Raw genomic sequence first — 13,461 nt, 5'->3', positions numbered from 1 at the left:
GATCCGATCAGGAGGACAGATGACGGCCGTACCCGGCCATTCACCCTTCGGGCTCCACCGTGTGCTGGAGCCTTCGGGGCCCGACGTCACCCTGCCCCAGGCGGCGCGGCGGCTCGACCCCTCACCCGTCCTGGCCCCGGACGAGGTGCGCGTCGACGTCGAGGTCCTCAACCTCGACGCCGCCTCCTACCGCCAGCTGCGGGAGAAGCACACCGACGCCGACGGCACCGTGGACGGCGCGGGGATCCGCGCCGAGGTGCTCTCGATCGTGGCCGGACGCGGCAAGATGCAGAACCCCGTGACCGGCTCCGGCGGCATGCTCATCGGCACCGTCGCGGAGGTCGGCCCGGAGAGCACGCTGGGTCTGCAGGTGGGGGACCACGTGGCCACGCTCGTCTCCCTCTCCCTGACCCCGCTCGCGCTTTCCGACGGCCTGGAGCGCTGGGACGGCCTCTCCGAGCGTGTCCCGGCCGCCGGCCACGCCATTCTCTTCGGCCGCTCCATCGCCGCGGTGCTGCCCGACGACCTCGACGACGAGCTGGCGCTGATGGTGATGGACGTCTGCGGCGCCCCGGCCCTCACCCGCACCGTCGTGCAGGGGTATGTGGCGCGCGGCCACGCCCCCTCCGTCGCCGTGCTGGGTGCGGCGGGGAAGTCCGGCTCCCTGTCGCTGGCCGCCGCCCGCGACGCCGGCGCCTCCCGCACGATCGGGGTCGTGCCGTTCGAGCGCGAGGCGCAGCTGCTGCGCACCTCAGCCCTGGCGGACGAGGTCGTCATCGCCGACGCACGCTCCCCGCTGGACCTGGAGCGCGCGGTGCGCGAAGCCGGGGGACCGGTCGACGTCACCGTGGTCTGTGTGGACGTCCCGGGCTGCGAGCAGCCGGCCCTGCTGGTCACCGCCCAGGGCGGCACGGTCATCTACTTCTCCATGGCCACCAACTTCGCCGCGGCGGCGCTCGGCGCCGAGGGGCTGGCCGCCGACGTGACCATGCTCATCGGCAACGGCTACACGCCGGGCCACGCCGACTACGCCCTCACCCTGGTGCGGGCCGACCCGCAGGTCCGGGCCCTGTTCCAGACCCGGCTCGCCGAGCACCCCCTACCCGTGGAGGCCTGAGCATGGCTGCCCGCAAGAACCCCGTGGAGCTGGGCACCAGCGGCACGACCGCGACCCCCCGGCCCGTGCCACCGCCCCGGCTGGAGCTGGACGCGTCGACGGTCCGCAAGGCCCGCAAGCTGGCGGCCCGGCTCGGTCGGCCGGTCGTGGACCTGGCCAGCAGCCACACCACCGTCTCGGTCGAGCGCGCCACCCTGCGCCTGGCCGGGCTGGCCGGTGCCGACCACGAGCGGGTGCCCTGGGTCAACCACCTCGTCGACGCCGTCCGGGACCAGGTCGGCCTGGGGCACGGTGTCACCACCCCGGTGTGGGACGCACTGCGCCGCGACGAGGCCCCCGACCTGCTCACCCTGGCCCAGAAGGCGTCGGCAGGGGCGGTGCGCTTCCGCATACCGGAGAAGAAGGGTGAGCGCACGGGCGCCCGCCGTGCGGCCACCGCCGCCGTCCGGCCCGGCCTGGCCAGGATCGACCGCCAGCGCGCGGCCCGCGACCGGCTCATCGGCCGGCTCGGCGACCCGGACCACCGGCCGTGGATCTACCTCATCGTCGCCACGGGCGACATCTACGAGGACATGCCGCAGGCGCAGGCCGCGGCCCGGGCCGGCGCGGACGTCATCGCGGTCATCCGCTCCACGGGCCAGTCGCTGCTGGACTACGTGCCCGAGGGCGCGACCCGGGAGGGGTTCGCCGGCACCTACGCCACCCAGGAGAACTTCCGCCTCATGCGCGGCGCCCTGGACGAGGTGAGCAAGGAGCTGGGCCGGTACGTGCGGCTCACCAACTACGCCTCCGGCCTGTGCATGCCGGAGATCGCGGCGCTGGCCGGCCTGGAGCGGCTGGACATGATGCTGAACGACTCGATGTACGGCATCCTCTTCCGCGACATCAACCCGATCCGCACCTTCGTCGACCAGCGCTTCTCCCGCCAGGTGCACGCCCGCGCCGGGATCATCATCAACACCGGCGAGGACAACTACCTCACGACCGCGGACGCGGTCGAGGCGGCGCACACGGTGACGGTGAGCCAGCTGATGAACGAGTACTTCGCCCAGGAGGCCGGCCTGCCCGAGGAGCTGATGGGCCTGGGTCACGCCTTCGAGATCAACCCCGAGGTGCCCGAGAGCCTCCGGATGGAGCTGGCGCACGCGCTGCTGGCCCGCCAGCTCTTCCCGGACGCGCCGCTGAAGTGGATGCCGCCGACCAAGCACATGACCGGCGACATCTTCATGGGCTACCTGCTCGACGGCTTCTTCAACCTGGTCGGCGCGATGACCGGTCAGTCGATCCTGCTGGTCGGGATGATGACCGAGGCTGTCGTCACGCCGTGGCTGTCCGACCGCGACCTGGCCCTGCAGAACGTGCGCTACGTCCAGCGCGCGGCCGGGGGCCTGACCGAGGACTTCCGGCCCCCGCCGGACGGGTTCATCCAGACCCGGGCGCGCCAGGTGCTCGGCGAGGCGGTCGACCTGCTGGAGAAGATCCTGGACGACCCGGCCGGGGACACCGCTCGAGGTGTGCCGCTGCTGCAGGCCATCGCCGACGGCACCTTCGGGCACATGAAGCGACCCGCGGACCAGGGCAAGGGCCTGGACGGGGTGGCCGCCCACGCCGAGGACTACCACAACCCCGCGGTCGAGCTGCTGGAGGAGGGCCGATGAGCCAGGTGAGCCAGGGTATGCAGCCAACCGTCACCGAGAGCGCTCCCCAGGGGGCTACCGCGCCGACCGCGCCGTCGGTGGTGCGCCCGTACGGCGACATGACCGGGGACGGGATGGTCCAGGTGTCCTTCACCCTGCCCGTCCCGCACGACAAGCGCGCCGAGGGCGCCGCCCTGCAGCTGGCGGGCAAGATGGGCCTGGCGCCGGCGCTGCTCGTGCACGCCAAGGCGATCGGGCCGGCGCACACCTTCTTCGTGGTCTACGGCTCGGTCACCCACCTGGTCGAGCTGGACAAGGTGCAGGTGGTGGAGCGGGACTTCCCCCTGCTGCCCGCCAAGGACGTCAACTCCGCGATCAAGCGGACGCTGCGGCGCCCCCTCGTGGTCGTCGGCGCCTGCATCGGCACCGACGCGCACACGGTCGGCATCGACGCCATCCTCAACATCAAGGGCTTCGCGGGGGAGAAGGGGCTGGAGTCCTACTCCGAGATCCGCGTGGTCAACCTCGGTGCCCAGGTCCTGGTGCCCGAACTGGTCGAGCGCGCCATCGCCGAGGAGGCTGACGCGGTCCTCGTCTCCCAGGTCGTGACCCAGCGCGACGCCCACATCCACAACACCACCCAGATGTCCGCGGCCTTCCGCGAGGCCTATCCGGCCGGGCAGGTCCCCCTGCTCATCGCCGGCGGCCCCCGGTTCGAGGAGGGGACGGCGAGCACGCTCGGCGTGGACCGGATCTTCGGCAAGGGCACCACGCCCGCAGAGGTCGCCTCCTACCTCGTGCACGCCCTGTGCCGACCCCAGTCCCCGACCGTCAAGGAGAAGTCATGACCGACCGGCCGACCCCTGCCGCCCACCCCGCGCGCGTCGGGATGGGCGTCACGCACGCCCGCTACGTGCCTTACGCGCACGCCCACTACGCCGGCAACCTCGTGGACGGCGCCTACAGCCTGGGCCTGTTCGGCGACGTCGCCACCGAGCTGTGCATCCGCACCGACGGCGACGAGGGGCTGTTCGCCTCCTACTCCGACGTGCAGTTCCTGGCCCCGGTGCGGGCCGGCGACTGCCTGGAGGTCACGGCGACACTCGTCCGGGTCGGCAGCCGGTCCCGGGAGATGGACTTCCAGGTGCGGGTCGTGGCCCGGGGTAACCCCGAGCGGGGCGGCTCGGCCGCGGACGTCCTGGACCCCCCGGTGCTGGCGACCACGGCCCGCGGCACGGTCGTGGTGCCACCCTCGAGGTGAGGTCGGCGTGTCGGCCGACGACACGCCGGGACCTGCCTGTGGGCATGGTCACCTTCACCGGCGAGGCCGTGCGTTGACCTGCACCGACGCGCGTCTGCGCAGGTCAGGCGGCTGTTGACACCCGAGGGTCGCCCGGCCTAAGTTCGACGAGTCCCCCGAAGGACGCCTCGGCGTCGACCGAGGAGCCAGGGCCCCGCACACCGAGTAGACAACGGGTCCGTGACGGCCACCAGTCGTCCCGGACCCGGCCCCAAAGGTGGCGGGGCCCGGCCATGTCCCGGCCCGGCTGGACCACCCCGGCCGGTCCAGTGGGCGCCCAGAAGGGCGACGTACGCTGGAGAGGTGCTCCTGCCGCTCCGCCTCCTCCTCGCCGCAGTGGGTGGAGTGGCGCTGCTGCTGGCCTTCCCGGGTTACGACATCTGGCCGCTGGCCGTCGTCGGCTGCCTGTGCCTGGCGCTGGCGACTGCAGGGGCGAGGCTGTGGCAGGGGCTGCTGGCCGGCTTCGTGCTGGGGCTGGCCTGGTACACCCCGATGTTCACCTGGGCCGGCACCTACGCCGGCCCCTGGCCCTGGTTGGCGATGAGCGTGGCCTCGGCGCTCTACCCCGCGGCCCTGGGTGGGCTCCTGGCCCTGCTGCAGCGCGGGGGAGCGGTGCGCCCCGTCGTCGGGGCAGCGGCATGGGTGCTGATGGAGTATGCCCGCTCGGTCACCCCCTTCGGCGGCTTCCCCTGGGGGCGGCTCGCCTTCAGCCAGGGCGACTCCCCGCTGCTCGGCGCGGTCGCCTGGGTCTCGGTGCTCGGGCTGGGTTTCCTCGTGGCCCTCGTCGGCGGCGTACTGGCACTGGCCCTGCAACGGCTCCTGCGTGGGCGGGCGTGGAGCGCGCTGGGGCTCGCCGCGCTGGCCACCGTGCTGGCCTTCGCGCCGCTGCTGGTCCCGCGGCCCACGGACGGTCCGACGATGCGGGTCGCCGCCGTCCAGGGCGAGCTGCCGCCCGACTACACCCGCACGCTGAGCGCCGACCGCGGGGCGATGCTGGAGCGCTACCTGGACCAGACTCAGGACCTGGCCGCCGCGGTGGCGACCGGAGAGACCGCATACCCCGACCTGGTGATCTGGCCTGAAGGCGCGAGCGACCTCGACCCCGTCTCGGCCCGGAGCGGCGAGGAGACCGTCGCGGCGGTCCAGGAGGTCGTCGACGCCGTCGACGCGCCGCTGCTCTTCGGCGCCACGTCGCGCACCCCTGACGACGCGCCGCGGAACATGGTCTACCAGGTCGACCCGGGCGAGGGGCTCGTCGCGGAGTACCAGAAGGTCTACCTGGCGCCGTTCGGGGAGTTCATGCCGCTGCGGCCGGCGATGCGCCACCTTTCGCCCTGGGTGGACCGGATCCCCGACTGGGACGCGGGCACCGAGCCGGGGCTGCTCCCGGTCACCCTGCGTGACGGCCGGGAGATCGCCGTGGGCCTGGCCATCTGCTTCGAGAACGTCATGGACCAGGCGGCCCGGGACCTGGCCCTGGGGGGAGCCGAGATCATCATGGTCCCGACCAGCAACGCCTGGTTCGGCGACGGCAACCAGTCGGTGGAGCACCTCGGGATCTCCCGGGTCCGGGCCGTGGAGCTGGGACGGTCGGTCGTGCACATCAGCAATGTGGGAGTCTCGGCGCTCGTCACCCCCGACGGGCAGGTGCACGACCAGACGGAGCTGTTCACCACCGACCTGGTCGAGGGCGAGGTCCCGCTGCGCACCGACGTCACCGCCGCGGTGCACGTCGGCCCGTGGGTGCCGCTGGCGGCGGGGATCCTGGTCCTGCTCGGGCTCCTCACCGCTCGTCGGGGCGCCCGCCGGTGACGACTAGGCTGCCCGGATGACCTCCCCGGACCCTGCGCGTGCCTCCCTGGGCCGCGTCTGCATCTGCGTGCCGACCTACAACGAGCGGACCACGCTGCCGAAGATCGTGACGCGGATCCGCAGCGCCGTGCCGGAGGCGGACGTGCTGGTGCTGGACGACAACAGCCCGGACGGCACCGGCGAGATCGCGGACGGGCTCGCGGCGCGGGACCCGCAGGTGCACGTCCTGCACCGGCCCGGCAAGCAGGGCCTGGGCCCGGCCTACCTGGCCGGCTTCGCCTGGGCGCAGGAGCGGGGGTATGACGCGGTGGTGGAGATCGACGCGGACGGGTCGCACCAGCCCGAGCAGCTGCCGGACCTGCTCCAGGCCGCAGAGCTCACCGGGGCCGACCTGGTGATCGGCTCGCGCTGGGTCCCGGGCGGCTCGGTGCACAACTGGCCGGCCCACCGCCGCCTGCTGTCGGTGGGAGCCAACACCTACGCCCGTCTCGCGCTGGGGATCCCGGTGCGGGACTCGACGGCCGGCTTCCGGGTCTACCGGCTGGCCGCGTTGCGGCGGATGAACACCAGCGCCGTCGCCTCCCAGGGGTACTGCTTCCAGATCGACCTCACCGTGCGGGCCCTCGAGGAGGGGCTGCACGTGGTGGAGGTGCCGATCGCCTTCGTCGAGCGCGAGGAAGGCACGTCGAAGATGAGCGACTCCATCGTGCGCGAGGCGGTGGTGCGCGTCGGGGTATGGGGTGCCCGCCGGCGCGCCCGTCAGGTGCGCAGGCTGGTCGGGGAACAGCGGGCCGCCTGGGATCGTTCCCGCTGGCAGACCCTCAGAGGAGACGAGCACCCATGAGCACCCCCGGACCGACGCCGCGCCGACGCGGTGGCCTGCTGCGATGGCTGCTCCTGGGCCTGGTGCTCCTGCCGTTCGCCGAGGTCGCCGCGCTGGTCGCGGTCGGACAGGCGATCGGCTTCTGGTGGACCCTCGGCCTGCTGGTAACGCTGACCGTGGTGGGCGTCCTCCTGGTCCGGCACGAGACGTCCCGCACCTACCGGGCGCTGCAGGACACGCTCAACTCCGGCAAGATGCCGGCCGACGAGATGACTGACGCCATCCTGGTGATGATCGGTGGCTTCCTGCTGATTCTGCCCGGCTTCGTCAGCGACGTCCTGGGTCTGCTGCTCGTCCTGCCCTTCACCCGCCCGCTCGCCCGGAAGCTGCTGCAAGCCTTCGTCGCCAGCCGGGCCGTCGCGGTCGTCGGCACCGCCGGCCCGCCACCGGCAGGTGGGGGAGTCCGCCGCAGCTCCGGCCGCGGCCAGGTGATCGAGGGCGAGGTGGTCTCCGAGCAGCCGCCGCCCGGCGCGCCCGAGTCCGACGGGCCGCACCAGCTCGACCGCTGACCATCGATCTCGGCACACCCCTCGGCTCGGTTGGACCGGCTGGTGCCGACCCCGCTACCATGGCTTGTCTCCCCGAGCCAGCCCACCGCAGCGGTGCCCTGCTGCCACGGTGCGCGCCATGCCGGGGAACATCGAGACCCACGCCGACGTTGACCACACCGGAACGCCTGCGGCACGGGCGCGGGTTCCGAACGTCGAGCAAGACCACCGAGAACACCCGTGTCCACGACACGAAATGGGAGTGCACACACATGGCAGAGAGGTCCCTGCGCGGCACCAACCTGAGCTGGCTGTCCTTCGAGAGCGACGAGGGCGTCACCTTCAGCGAGCGGTCCATCAGCCGCTACATCTGCCCGGACGGGCATGTCAGTGAGCTGCCGTTCTCCGTCGAGGCCGACGTCCCGCCGTTGTGGGAGTGCCGCTGCGGGCTGGACGCGAAGCTCGAGGGCGGTCCCGAGCCCGAGCTGAAGGCCGGTAAGCCCCAGCGCACCCACTGGGACATGCTGCTGGAGCGCCGCTCCATCCCCGAGCTGGAGGAGCTGCTCGAGGAGCGTCTGGGCCTGCTGCGCGAGATGCGCGGCGAGAAGCCCACCCGCCGACGCAGCGCCTGATCCCTGCACGCCTGATCCCTGCGCGCCCGACCCCTGCACGCTTCTGACCGGACGCTTCTCACCACACGCTTCGAGTTGCGAGGTCCGGTGGCTCCGGGGAGGGTGATGGTGTTCCAGCCATCCACTCGAAGGAGTACATCATGGGACTCGGTGACAAGATCTCCAACGCCGCCCAGGACGCCAAGGGCAAGGCCAAGGAGGGCGCCGGCAAGGCGATGGACAACGAGCAGATGGAAGCCGAAGGCAAGGTGGACCAGGCTTCGTCCAGCGCCAAGCAGGCCGGCGAGAACGTGAAGGATGGCTTCAAGGACGCCACCCGCTGATCCTTCGCCCAGGTGCCGGCCGAGGGCGGACGGCGACCTGATCATCACGAACGGGCACCCACCAGCAGGTGGGTGCCCGTTCTGTGTCGTGGCGGGGTCTATCGCCGGTCGTCGTCCCCGCCCTCGGGCCGGTCCCTCGTGTCCTCAGCCTCGGTCCCGTCCTGCGCAGGTGGGGCGGCGTCGTCAGACGCCGGCGGCTCGCCTGCCCATGTCGCACCCGGCTCCTGGCCGCCCGCTGCCTGCTCGCGGTAGTGACGCACCTCGTTCTCGTGCCGCTCCAGGACGTCCGGGGGCGGGGCCAGGTGGGCGCCGCCATGGTCCCCGGGGAGGCCACTCGGCTCGGCGAACGGCGTCTCGCCCTCCACGACCGTGTCCTCGGCCGCTTGGTCGTTGTCCCCCCGCCGTCTCATGGGTGCCAGCAGCTTGTCCCGCAGGGAGACCGCGAGCTCGGTGCCGCGCTCGACGAAGGCGCTGGCCGCGCCCCGCTCGCCCTCGGCCTGCTCGAAGGCCTGCTTGGCCCGCAGCTGGAAGACGGGGGCGGTGCGTTCGGCCATCACCGCGGCGGTGCGGCCCTCGGAGGTGAGGATCGTCAGCTCGTCCGCCCGCACCGTGCCGGTGCGCAGGTCCAGGTGCTCGCTGCCGTAGCGGATGACGCTGACGAAAGCCGCGGTCACCGGAACGGCCAGGAACGCGCCGACGATCCCGAACCGGGTGGCACCGGCCGCCACGACGAGCAGGATGAGGGCCGGGTGCAGGTCCATCGCCTTGCTCTGGAGCAGGGGCTGGAGCACGTTGCCCTCGATCTGCTGCACCAGGAGCACGATCGCCAGCACCCAGATGGCGGTGGTGAAGCCCTCGGAGACGAGGGCCACCAGGACCGCCAGTGCCCCTGCGGTGAAGGCACCGACGATGGGGATGAAGCCGGCGAAGAAGGTGATCACCGCCAGCACGAAGGCCATCGGCACCCCGAGGAGCAGCAGCCCCAAGCCGATGAAGAGCGCGTCGACCGCCGACACCGCGGCCTGCGCCTTGAAGAAGCCGCCGACGGTCTTCCAGATGCGGGCGAAGGCCTCGGTCAGGTGCATGCCCGCCGTGGGACCGGCGACCCGGCGCACCCAGGGGCCGAAGCGCTGACCGTCCTTGAGGATGAAGAAGGTGAAGACCAGCGTCATCACGATCGACACCAGGATCGAGCCGACGGTCATCGCGCCGCTGATCACGCCGCCGGCGATCAGGTTGGCCTGCTCCTGCAACCAGGTGGTGGCCTGGTCGACATACTGGCTGACCTGCTCGTTCTGCAGGTTCAGCGGTGGCCCCGAGGACCAGTCCAGCACGACCTGGATGCCCTCGCCAGCCTGCTCGATGACGATCTGCCCCTGCTGGATGACCGTGGGTGCGATGGCGACGAAGACGCCGATGACGATGGCCAGCGAGCCGACCAGCACCGTGACGGCTGCCAGGGCGGCGGGCCAGCCGTGCTCCTTGAGCCAGTTCGCGAGCGGCCACAGCACGGTGGAGATGAGGATCGCCATCATCACCGGCAGGACGCCGACCCACACCTGTCCGACCAGCCACAGGAGGACCGCGAGCGCGGCGACCACCAGCAGGAGGCGCCACGACCACGCGGCCGCGCCCTTCAGGCCGGAGAGGATCAGCGAGCCCCGGTCCACGCCGCTGCCGTCGTACGTGGGGTGCGGCCCGGGTCCCCTGACCTCGACCGGGGCCGGCACGACCTCGCGGCCGCCGATCTCCTCCTCGTCGAGGCGCCTACCTTCCTGCGCGCTGGGAGTGCTCTTCTCGCTCATCTATGTCCTCGGGCTTTCATCGGTCCGACAGCTGTGGCTCGCGGGGTGCTCGGCATGGTCATGGGTGTTCTCCGTGGTGCACATGGGGGTGCTCATGAAGGTGCTCACGTGATGCTCAACGAGCAGCCCAAGGTGTCAGTCTGTCCTGCGCCCAGCGTCAGGGCCTGCCCACCGGTCGCAGCGGTCTCCACGCAGACGAACTGGCGCCAGGAGTCCTCGCCCAGGTCGGAGGTGGCCGCCGCCTGCTCCGCCCACGGGTTCCAGACGACGGTCTGGGCCGCGCCCCGCGGGCTGACCTCGACGGTGCGGCCCCGGGCGTGGTCATGGACCTGGATCAGGCTGCTGCGCTCGTAGACGCGGTCGGTCTCGCCGGTCAGCGACACCGGGCCCTGCTGGCGCCGGCGTGACCCCGTGACCTTGTCCAGGTAGTGGGCGCCGTCGAGCCCGTCGATCCGCACCTGCTCCACGTCGCCCACCGCGACGTAGGTGTGCAGCGCCACCTCGACGTCGTAGGCTGTGGGACCCGGGTTGTGGACCTGCAGGTCCAGCTCGAGGGCGGGGGCGCGGTCGGCGCCGGCGGGGGAGAGGCGCACCGCATACCGCAGGTCGAAGGGGCCCGGGATCTGGTGGGCGCCCGGTGCGCCGGCGACGTCGGTGTGCGACAGCTCCCAGGCCCACAGCTCCTCGCCCTGCGTCGCCGCCGGCCGCCACGTCGCGGTGCGCACCACGCCGTGGCTGGGGGAGTGCTGCCCGTCCGGGCCGTCGGCGAACCACGGGAAGCAGATCGGCACCCCGCCGCGGACGGCCCTGCTCCCGTCCAGCACCGCGGCCTCGCTCAGCCAGACCATCGGTTCGCCGTCGAGCTCCCAGGAGGCCAGGTGGGCGCCGTGGTCGAAGGCCATCAGCCGGGAACGACCGTCGTCGTGCACGCGCGGTGTCAGGCTCATCGGGCCACCTTATTGCGCCGGGGTGCGCGGGGGCGCTGCTGACGCTCGAACCGCGGGTCGTGTTCGGGGATGAGCGAGCCGGTGACCTGGTGGTGGGGCCAGTCCAAGGTATGCGGGGCACTCACCGTCACATAGTTCGGCACCTCCTTCGCGTGCACGGTGTCAGGGTGGACCGGGACGTGGGCGGCCGGCGGGTTGGCCGTCCAGGCCGCGACGAAGAGCAGCCACCGCAGGGCCAGGTTGAGCGTGAGCAGCACGGTGGCCGCCGCCGCGAAGGTGGAGAACAACGGTCCGGCCGAGATGGCGCCGACCAGCGACGTGCCGCCGAGGCGCAGCAGGCCGAAGCCGACCGCGCCCAGGACCATGCCCTGGCGCATGTCCGGCCACGGCACCCGGACCTTGCTGGTGACCCGGATGATCAGCCAGACCAGCAGCGCGTCGAGCACCGCGACCAGCAGCAGGGTGCCCGCCGCCAGCAGCCAGCCGGCCACGGCGCTGCGCAGCCCCAGCCAACCCATCACCGTCTCCCCGAGCAGGGTCATCGCCGAGACGGCCACCGAGGAGGACAGGAAGGTCAAGGCCAGCAGGAAGAAGCCCCACAGGTCGATCACCTTCCCGCGCACGAAGCGGATCGGTGCCCCACCCAGGCCGAACATCTGCCGCACGGTCCGGCGCAGACCCGTCATCATGGTCAGTGCCGTCCACACGATGACCACGGCCGAGATGATCGTGGTCCACCCCCAGGTGCCGTCCCGGATGAGGTGCTCGGCAGGGATCAGGCCGTCGTTGCGGCCGTCGTCGATGATGCCGGGGATGACGGAGTTGACCACGGAGATGACCCCGCCGACCAGCTCGGGGCGGTCCCCGAGGAAGGCCCGGGAGGTGTTGACCACGATGGTCAGCGCCGCGGTGAGGGAGAGCAGGGCGGTGAAGGTCACCCCGCCCGAGCCGAGGCTGCCCCACGCGACGACGTAGCGCAGCGCGGTACGCACGAGCCGGGGCTGCCGGCCGACGTCGAGCACGTCGTACCAGCGCTCCCGCAGCCGACCGGACCGGCGCTCGTCCCTGATCCGGTCCCTGGTCTGCACCCCGCGACTTCGCGTGCCGCGCGGCTGCTGGTCGGGAGTAGGCGTGGCCATGGGACCCATCCTGAGGCACCCGAACCTGGAGCACGACGGCAGCCATGTCAGGCACCGCCGCTCAGACCAGGTCGACGCGCCGGATCGAGCTGGCCTCGACCTCGTAGCGGGAGGCCCTGCCGGACCCGGTGCTGAAGAAGCGGCGGCGCAGCGCCCCGGCGACCTGCACCCCGGAGCCGTCGGCCAGGCGCAGGGCCGCGGCCCTCGCGCGGGCCGTCCAGCAGACGACGTCGATGGTGTCGACCTGCGTGCGGGGACGGTCTCCTGCCCGGGGTCTGTCAGCTCCCGCCTCCGCGACGGCCCCGGCGCCCGTGCGGGCCCTGCGGGTGGCCCGGGGGACCACCACCCGCAGCTGCACCACCCGGTCCCCGCTGGGCAGCTCCCGCTCCGCGGGGTCCCCGCTCACCCTGCCGACCAGCTGCACCTCGTTGGCCGGTGCCACCTGCTCACGTCCCATCCTCCGACCCTGCATCGCCGGGTGCGCCCGGGGGAGTAGCGGCGGCCAATCTGTGGACGAGCCGGCGGCGGGCCGGTGGGTGTGGACAGGAGCCTGCTACATCTCCTCGTGGGTGTCGGGGTCGCCGCCCCACAGTCGCCCGTCGGCCCGCCCGAGGGCGCTGATCGCGGCCACCTCGTCCGCGCCGAGCGTGAATCCGTCCAGGTCCAGGTTGGCCTGCTGACGTTCGGGCGTGGCCGACTTCGGCAGCGGCATCACCCCGCGCTCCAGGTGCCAGCGCAGGATCACCTGGGCGGGGGTGACGCCGTGCCGGTCGGCCGCCTCCGCGACGGCTGCCGCGTCATACTGCGCCTGCCGCTTGCCCAGCGGGCTCCACGCCTGGGTGAGGACGCCGAGCTCGTCGTGCACCCGGACCAGGTGCTCCTGCGGGAAGAGCGGGTGGCACTCGATCTGGTTGACGACGGGCGCCTCCCCGGTCGCGGCCATCACCTCGCGCAGATGACCCTCGGTGTAGTTGCTGGTGCCGACGTGGCGCACCAGCCCGCGCTCGCGGCACTCCAGGAGTGCCTCCACCGCCTCGACGTAGCGCAACCGGCGCGGGTTGGGCCAGTGCACGAGGATGACGTCGAGGTAGTCCACGCCCAGCAGCTCCAGCGACTGCTCGACGCTGGCGACGGCCTTGTCCCGCTCGTGCGCACGGCCCGGGATCTTGCTGGCGATCAGCACCTCGGAGCGGGCCACGCCGCTGCGGCGCAGCGCCTCGCCGACCTCCCGCTCGTTCTCGTAGTTGGTGGCCGTGTCGAGGTAGCGGTAGCCCAGCTGCAGCGCGGACGCGATCGCCTCGATGCCCTCCTCGCCGCGCAGGGGATGGGTGCCGAAGCCGACCTGGGGGAGCGGGGTGCCGTCGCGGAGGGTGTGCAT

At 72.4% G+C, this 13,461-nt stretch carries 14 protein-coding genes; 9 read left to right on the top strand and 5 right to left on the bottom strand.

Annotated elements, in window-relative coordinates:
- Window positions 1-19: 19 nt before the first annotated feature.
- The 9 genes from kdd to ESZ52_RS10120 all read left to right on the top strand — a co-directional run bounded on the left by kdd (window position 20) and on the right by ESZ52_RS10120 (window position 8,192).
- Window positions 20-1,117: an L-erythro-3,5-diaminohexanoate dehydrogenase gene (gene kdd, locus ESZ52_RS10160; RefSeq protein WP_131104841.1), complete on the top strand. Its 1,098-nt coding sequence runs from the start codon at window positions 20-22 to the stop codon at window positions 1,115-1,117.
- 2 nt (window positions 1,118-1,119) lie between these two features.
- Window positions 1,120-2,775, top strand: coding sequence for a lysine 5,6-aminomutase subunit alpha (kamD, locus tag ESZ52_RS10155; protein ID WP_131104840.1), 1,656 nt, complete (start codon window positions 1,120-1,122; stop codon window positions 2,773-2,775).
- On the top strand, window positions 2,772-3,602 hold the full coding sequence (kamE, locus tag ESZ52_RS10150; RefSeq protein WP_202865318.1) for a lysine 5,6-aminomutase subunit beta: 831 nt from the start codon (window positions 2,772-2,774) through the stop codon (window positions 3,600-3,602). The genes kamD and kamE overlap by 4 nt, the downstream gene beginning before the upstream one ends.
- Complete coding sequence (gene kal, locus ESZ52_RS10145; protein WP_131104839.1) at window positions 3,599-4,015, top strand: 3-aminobutyryl-CoA ammonia lyase; 417 nt, start codon at window positions 3,599-3,601, stop codon at window positions 4,013-4,015. The genes kamE and kal overlap by 4 nt, the downstream gene beginning before the upstream one ends.
- A gap of 342 nt (window positions 4,016-4,357) precedes the next feature.
- Window positions 4,358-5,866: an apolipoprotein N-acyltransferase gene (lnt, locus tag ESZ52_RS10140; protein WP_131104838.1), complete on the top strand. Its 1,509-nt coding sequence runs from the start codon at window positions 4,358-4,360 to the stop codon at window positions 5,864-5,866.
- A 16-nt stretch (window positions 5,867-5,882) separates the two neighbouring features.
- On the top strand, window positions 5,883-6,710 hold the full coding sequence (locus ESZ52_RS10135) for a polyprenol monophosphomannose synthase (RefSeq protein WP_131104837.1): 828 nt from the start codon (window positions 5,883-5,885) through the stop codon (window positions 6,708-6,710).
- The gene (locus ESZ52_RS10130) at window positions 6,707-7,258 is read left to right on the top strand and encodes an FxsA family protein (protein WP_131104836.1); all 552 of its coding nucleotides are present in this window, start codon (window positions 6,707-6,709) and stop codon (window positions 7,256-7,258) included. Before ESZ52_RS10135 ends, ESZ52_RS10130 begins: the two co-directional genes overlap by 4 nt.
- Window positions 7,259-7,509: 251 nt before the next feature.
- Entirely contained in the window at window positions 7,510-7,869 is a 360-nt protein-coding gene (locus ESZ52_RS10125) for an RNA polymerase-binding protein RbpA (RefSeq protein WP_131104835.1), read from the top strand.
- 140 nt (window positions 7,870-8,009) lie between these two features.
- Window positions 8,010-8,192: a CsbD family protein gene (locus tag ESZ52_RS10120; protein WP_131104834.1), complete on the top strand. Its 183-nt coding sequence runs from the start codon at window positions 8,010-8,012 to the stop codon at window positions 8,190-8,192.
- Between the two features lie 98 nt (window positions 8,193-8,290).
- On the opposite strand, the gene ESZ52_RS10115 is transcribed toward ESZ52_RS10120, so the two are convergent.
- From ESZ52_RS10115 to ESZ52_RS10095, 5 genes are all read right to left on the bottom strand, one after another.
- Complete coding sequence (locus ESZ52_RS10115; protein ID WP_238154566.1) at window positions 8,291-9,997, bottom strand: AI-2E family transporter; 1,707 nt, start codon at window positions 9,995-9,997, stop codon at window positions 8,291-8,293.
- Between the two features lie 104 nt (window positions 9,998-10,101).
- Complete coding sequence (locus tag ESZ52_RS10110) at window positions 10,102-10,944, bottom strand: D-hexose-6-phosphate mutarotase (protein ID WP_131104833.1); 843 nt, start codon at window positions 10,942-10,944, stop codon at window positions 10,102-10,104.
- Window positions 10,941-12,083, bottom strand: a complete 1,143-nt coding sequence (locus ESZ52_RS10105) for a YihY/virulence factor BrkB family protein (RefSeq protein WP_131104832.1) — start codon at window positions 12,081-12,083, stop codon at window positions 10,941-10,943. The genes ESZ52_RS10110 and ESZ52_RS10105 overlap by 4 nt, the downstream gene beginning before the upstream one ends.
- 61 nt (window positions 12,084-12,144) lie before the next feature.
- Window positions 12,145-12,540, bottom strand: coding sequence for a single-stranded DNA-binding protein (locus ESZ52_RS10100; protein WP_131104831.1), 396 nt, complete (start codon window positions 12,538-12,540; stop codon window positions 12,145-12,147).
- Between the two features lie 96 nt (window positions 12,541-12,636).
- On the bottom strand, window positions 12,637-13,461 hold the full coding sequence (locus ESZ52_RS10095) for an aldo/keto reductase (protein ID WP_131104830.1): 825 nt from the start codon (window positions 13,459-13,461) through the stop codon (window positions 12,637-12,639).

It is taken from the genome of Ornithinimicrobium sufpigmenti, from assembly GCF_004322775.1.
Taxonomy (GTDB): Bacteria; Actinomycetota; Actinomycetes; order Actinomycetales; family Dermatophilaceae; genus Ornithinicoccus; species Ornithinicoccus sufpigmenti.
The sequence above is the reverse complement of the archived record's forward strand: the minus strand, read 5'-3'. Positions and strand labels throughout refer to the sequence as shown.

Coding starts and splice junctions, on each gene's coding strand:
- kdd (WP_131104841.1), top strand. CDS start 20: ATGACGGCCGTACCCGGCCATTCACCCTTCGGGCTCCACCGTGTGCTG.
- kamD (WP_131104840.1), top strand. CDS start 1,120: ATGGCTGCCCGCAAGAACCCCGTGGAGCTGGGCACCAGCGGCACGACC.
- kamE (WP_202865318.1), top strand. CDS start 2,772: ATGAGCCAGGTGAGCCAGGGTATGCAGCCAACCGTCACCGAGAGCGCT.
- kal (WP_131104839.1), top strand. CDS start 3,599: ATGACCGACCGGCCGACCCCTGCCGCCCACCCCGCGCGCGTCGGGATG.
- ESZ52_RS10135 (WP_131104837.1), top strand. CDS start 5,883: ATGACCTCCCCGGACCCTGCGCGTGCCTCCCTGGGCCGCGTCTGCATC.
- ESZ52_RS10130 (WP_131104836.1), top strand. CDS start 6,707: ATGAGCACCCCCGGACCGACGCCGCGCCGACGCGGTGGCCTGCTGCGA.
- ESZ52_RS10125 (WP_131104835.1), top strand. CDS start 7,510: ATGGCAGAGAGGTCCCTGCGCGGCACCAACCTGAGCTGGCTGTCCTTC.
- ESZ52_RS10120 (WP_131104834.1), top strand. CDS start 8,010: ATGGGACTCGGTGACAAGATCTCCAACGCCGCCCAGGACGCCAAGGGC.
- ESZ52_RS10115 (WP_238154566.1), bottom strand. CDS start 9,997: ATGAGCGAGAAGAGCACTCCCAGCGCGCAGGAAGGTAGGCGCCTCGAC.
- ESZ52_RS10110 (WP_131104833.1), bottom strand. CDS start 10,944: ATGAGCCTGACACCGCGCGTGCACGACGACGGTCGTTCCCGGCTGATG.
- ESZ52_RS10105 (WP_131104832.1), bottom strand. CDS start 12,083: ATGGCCACGCCTACTCCCGACCAGCAGCCGCGCGGCACGCGAAGTCGC.
- ESZ52_RS10100 (WP_131104831.1), bottom strand. CDS start 12,540: ATGGGACGTGAGCAGGTGGCACCGGCCAACGAGGTGCAGCTGGTCGGC.
- ESZ52_RS10095 (WP_131104830.1), bottom strand. CDS start 13,461: ATGCACACCCTCCGCGACGGCACCCCGCTCCCCCAGGTCGGCTTCGGC.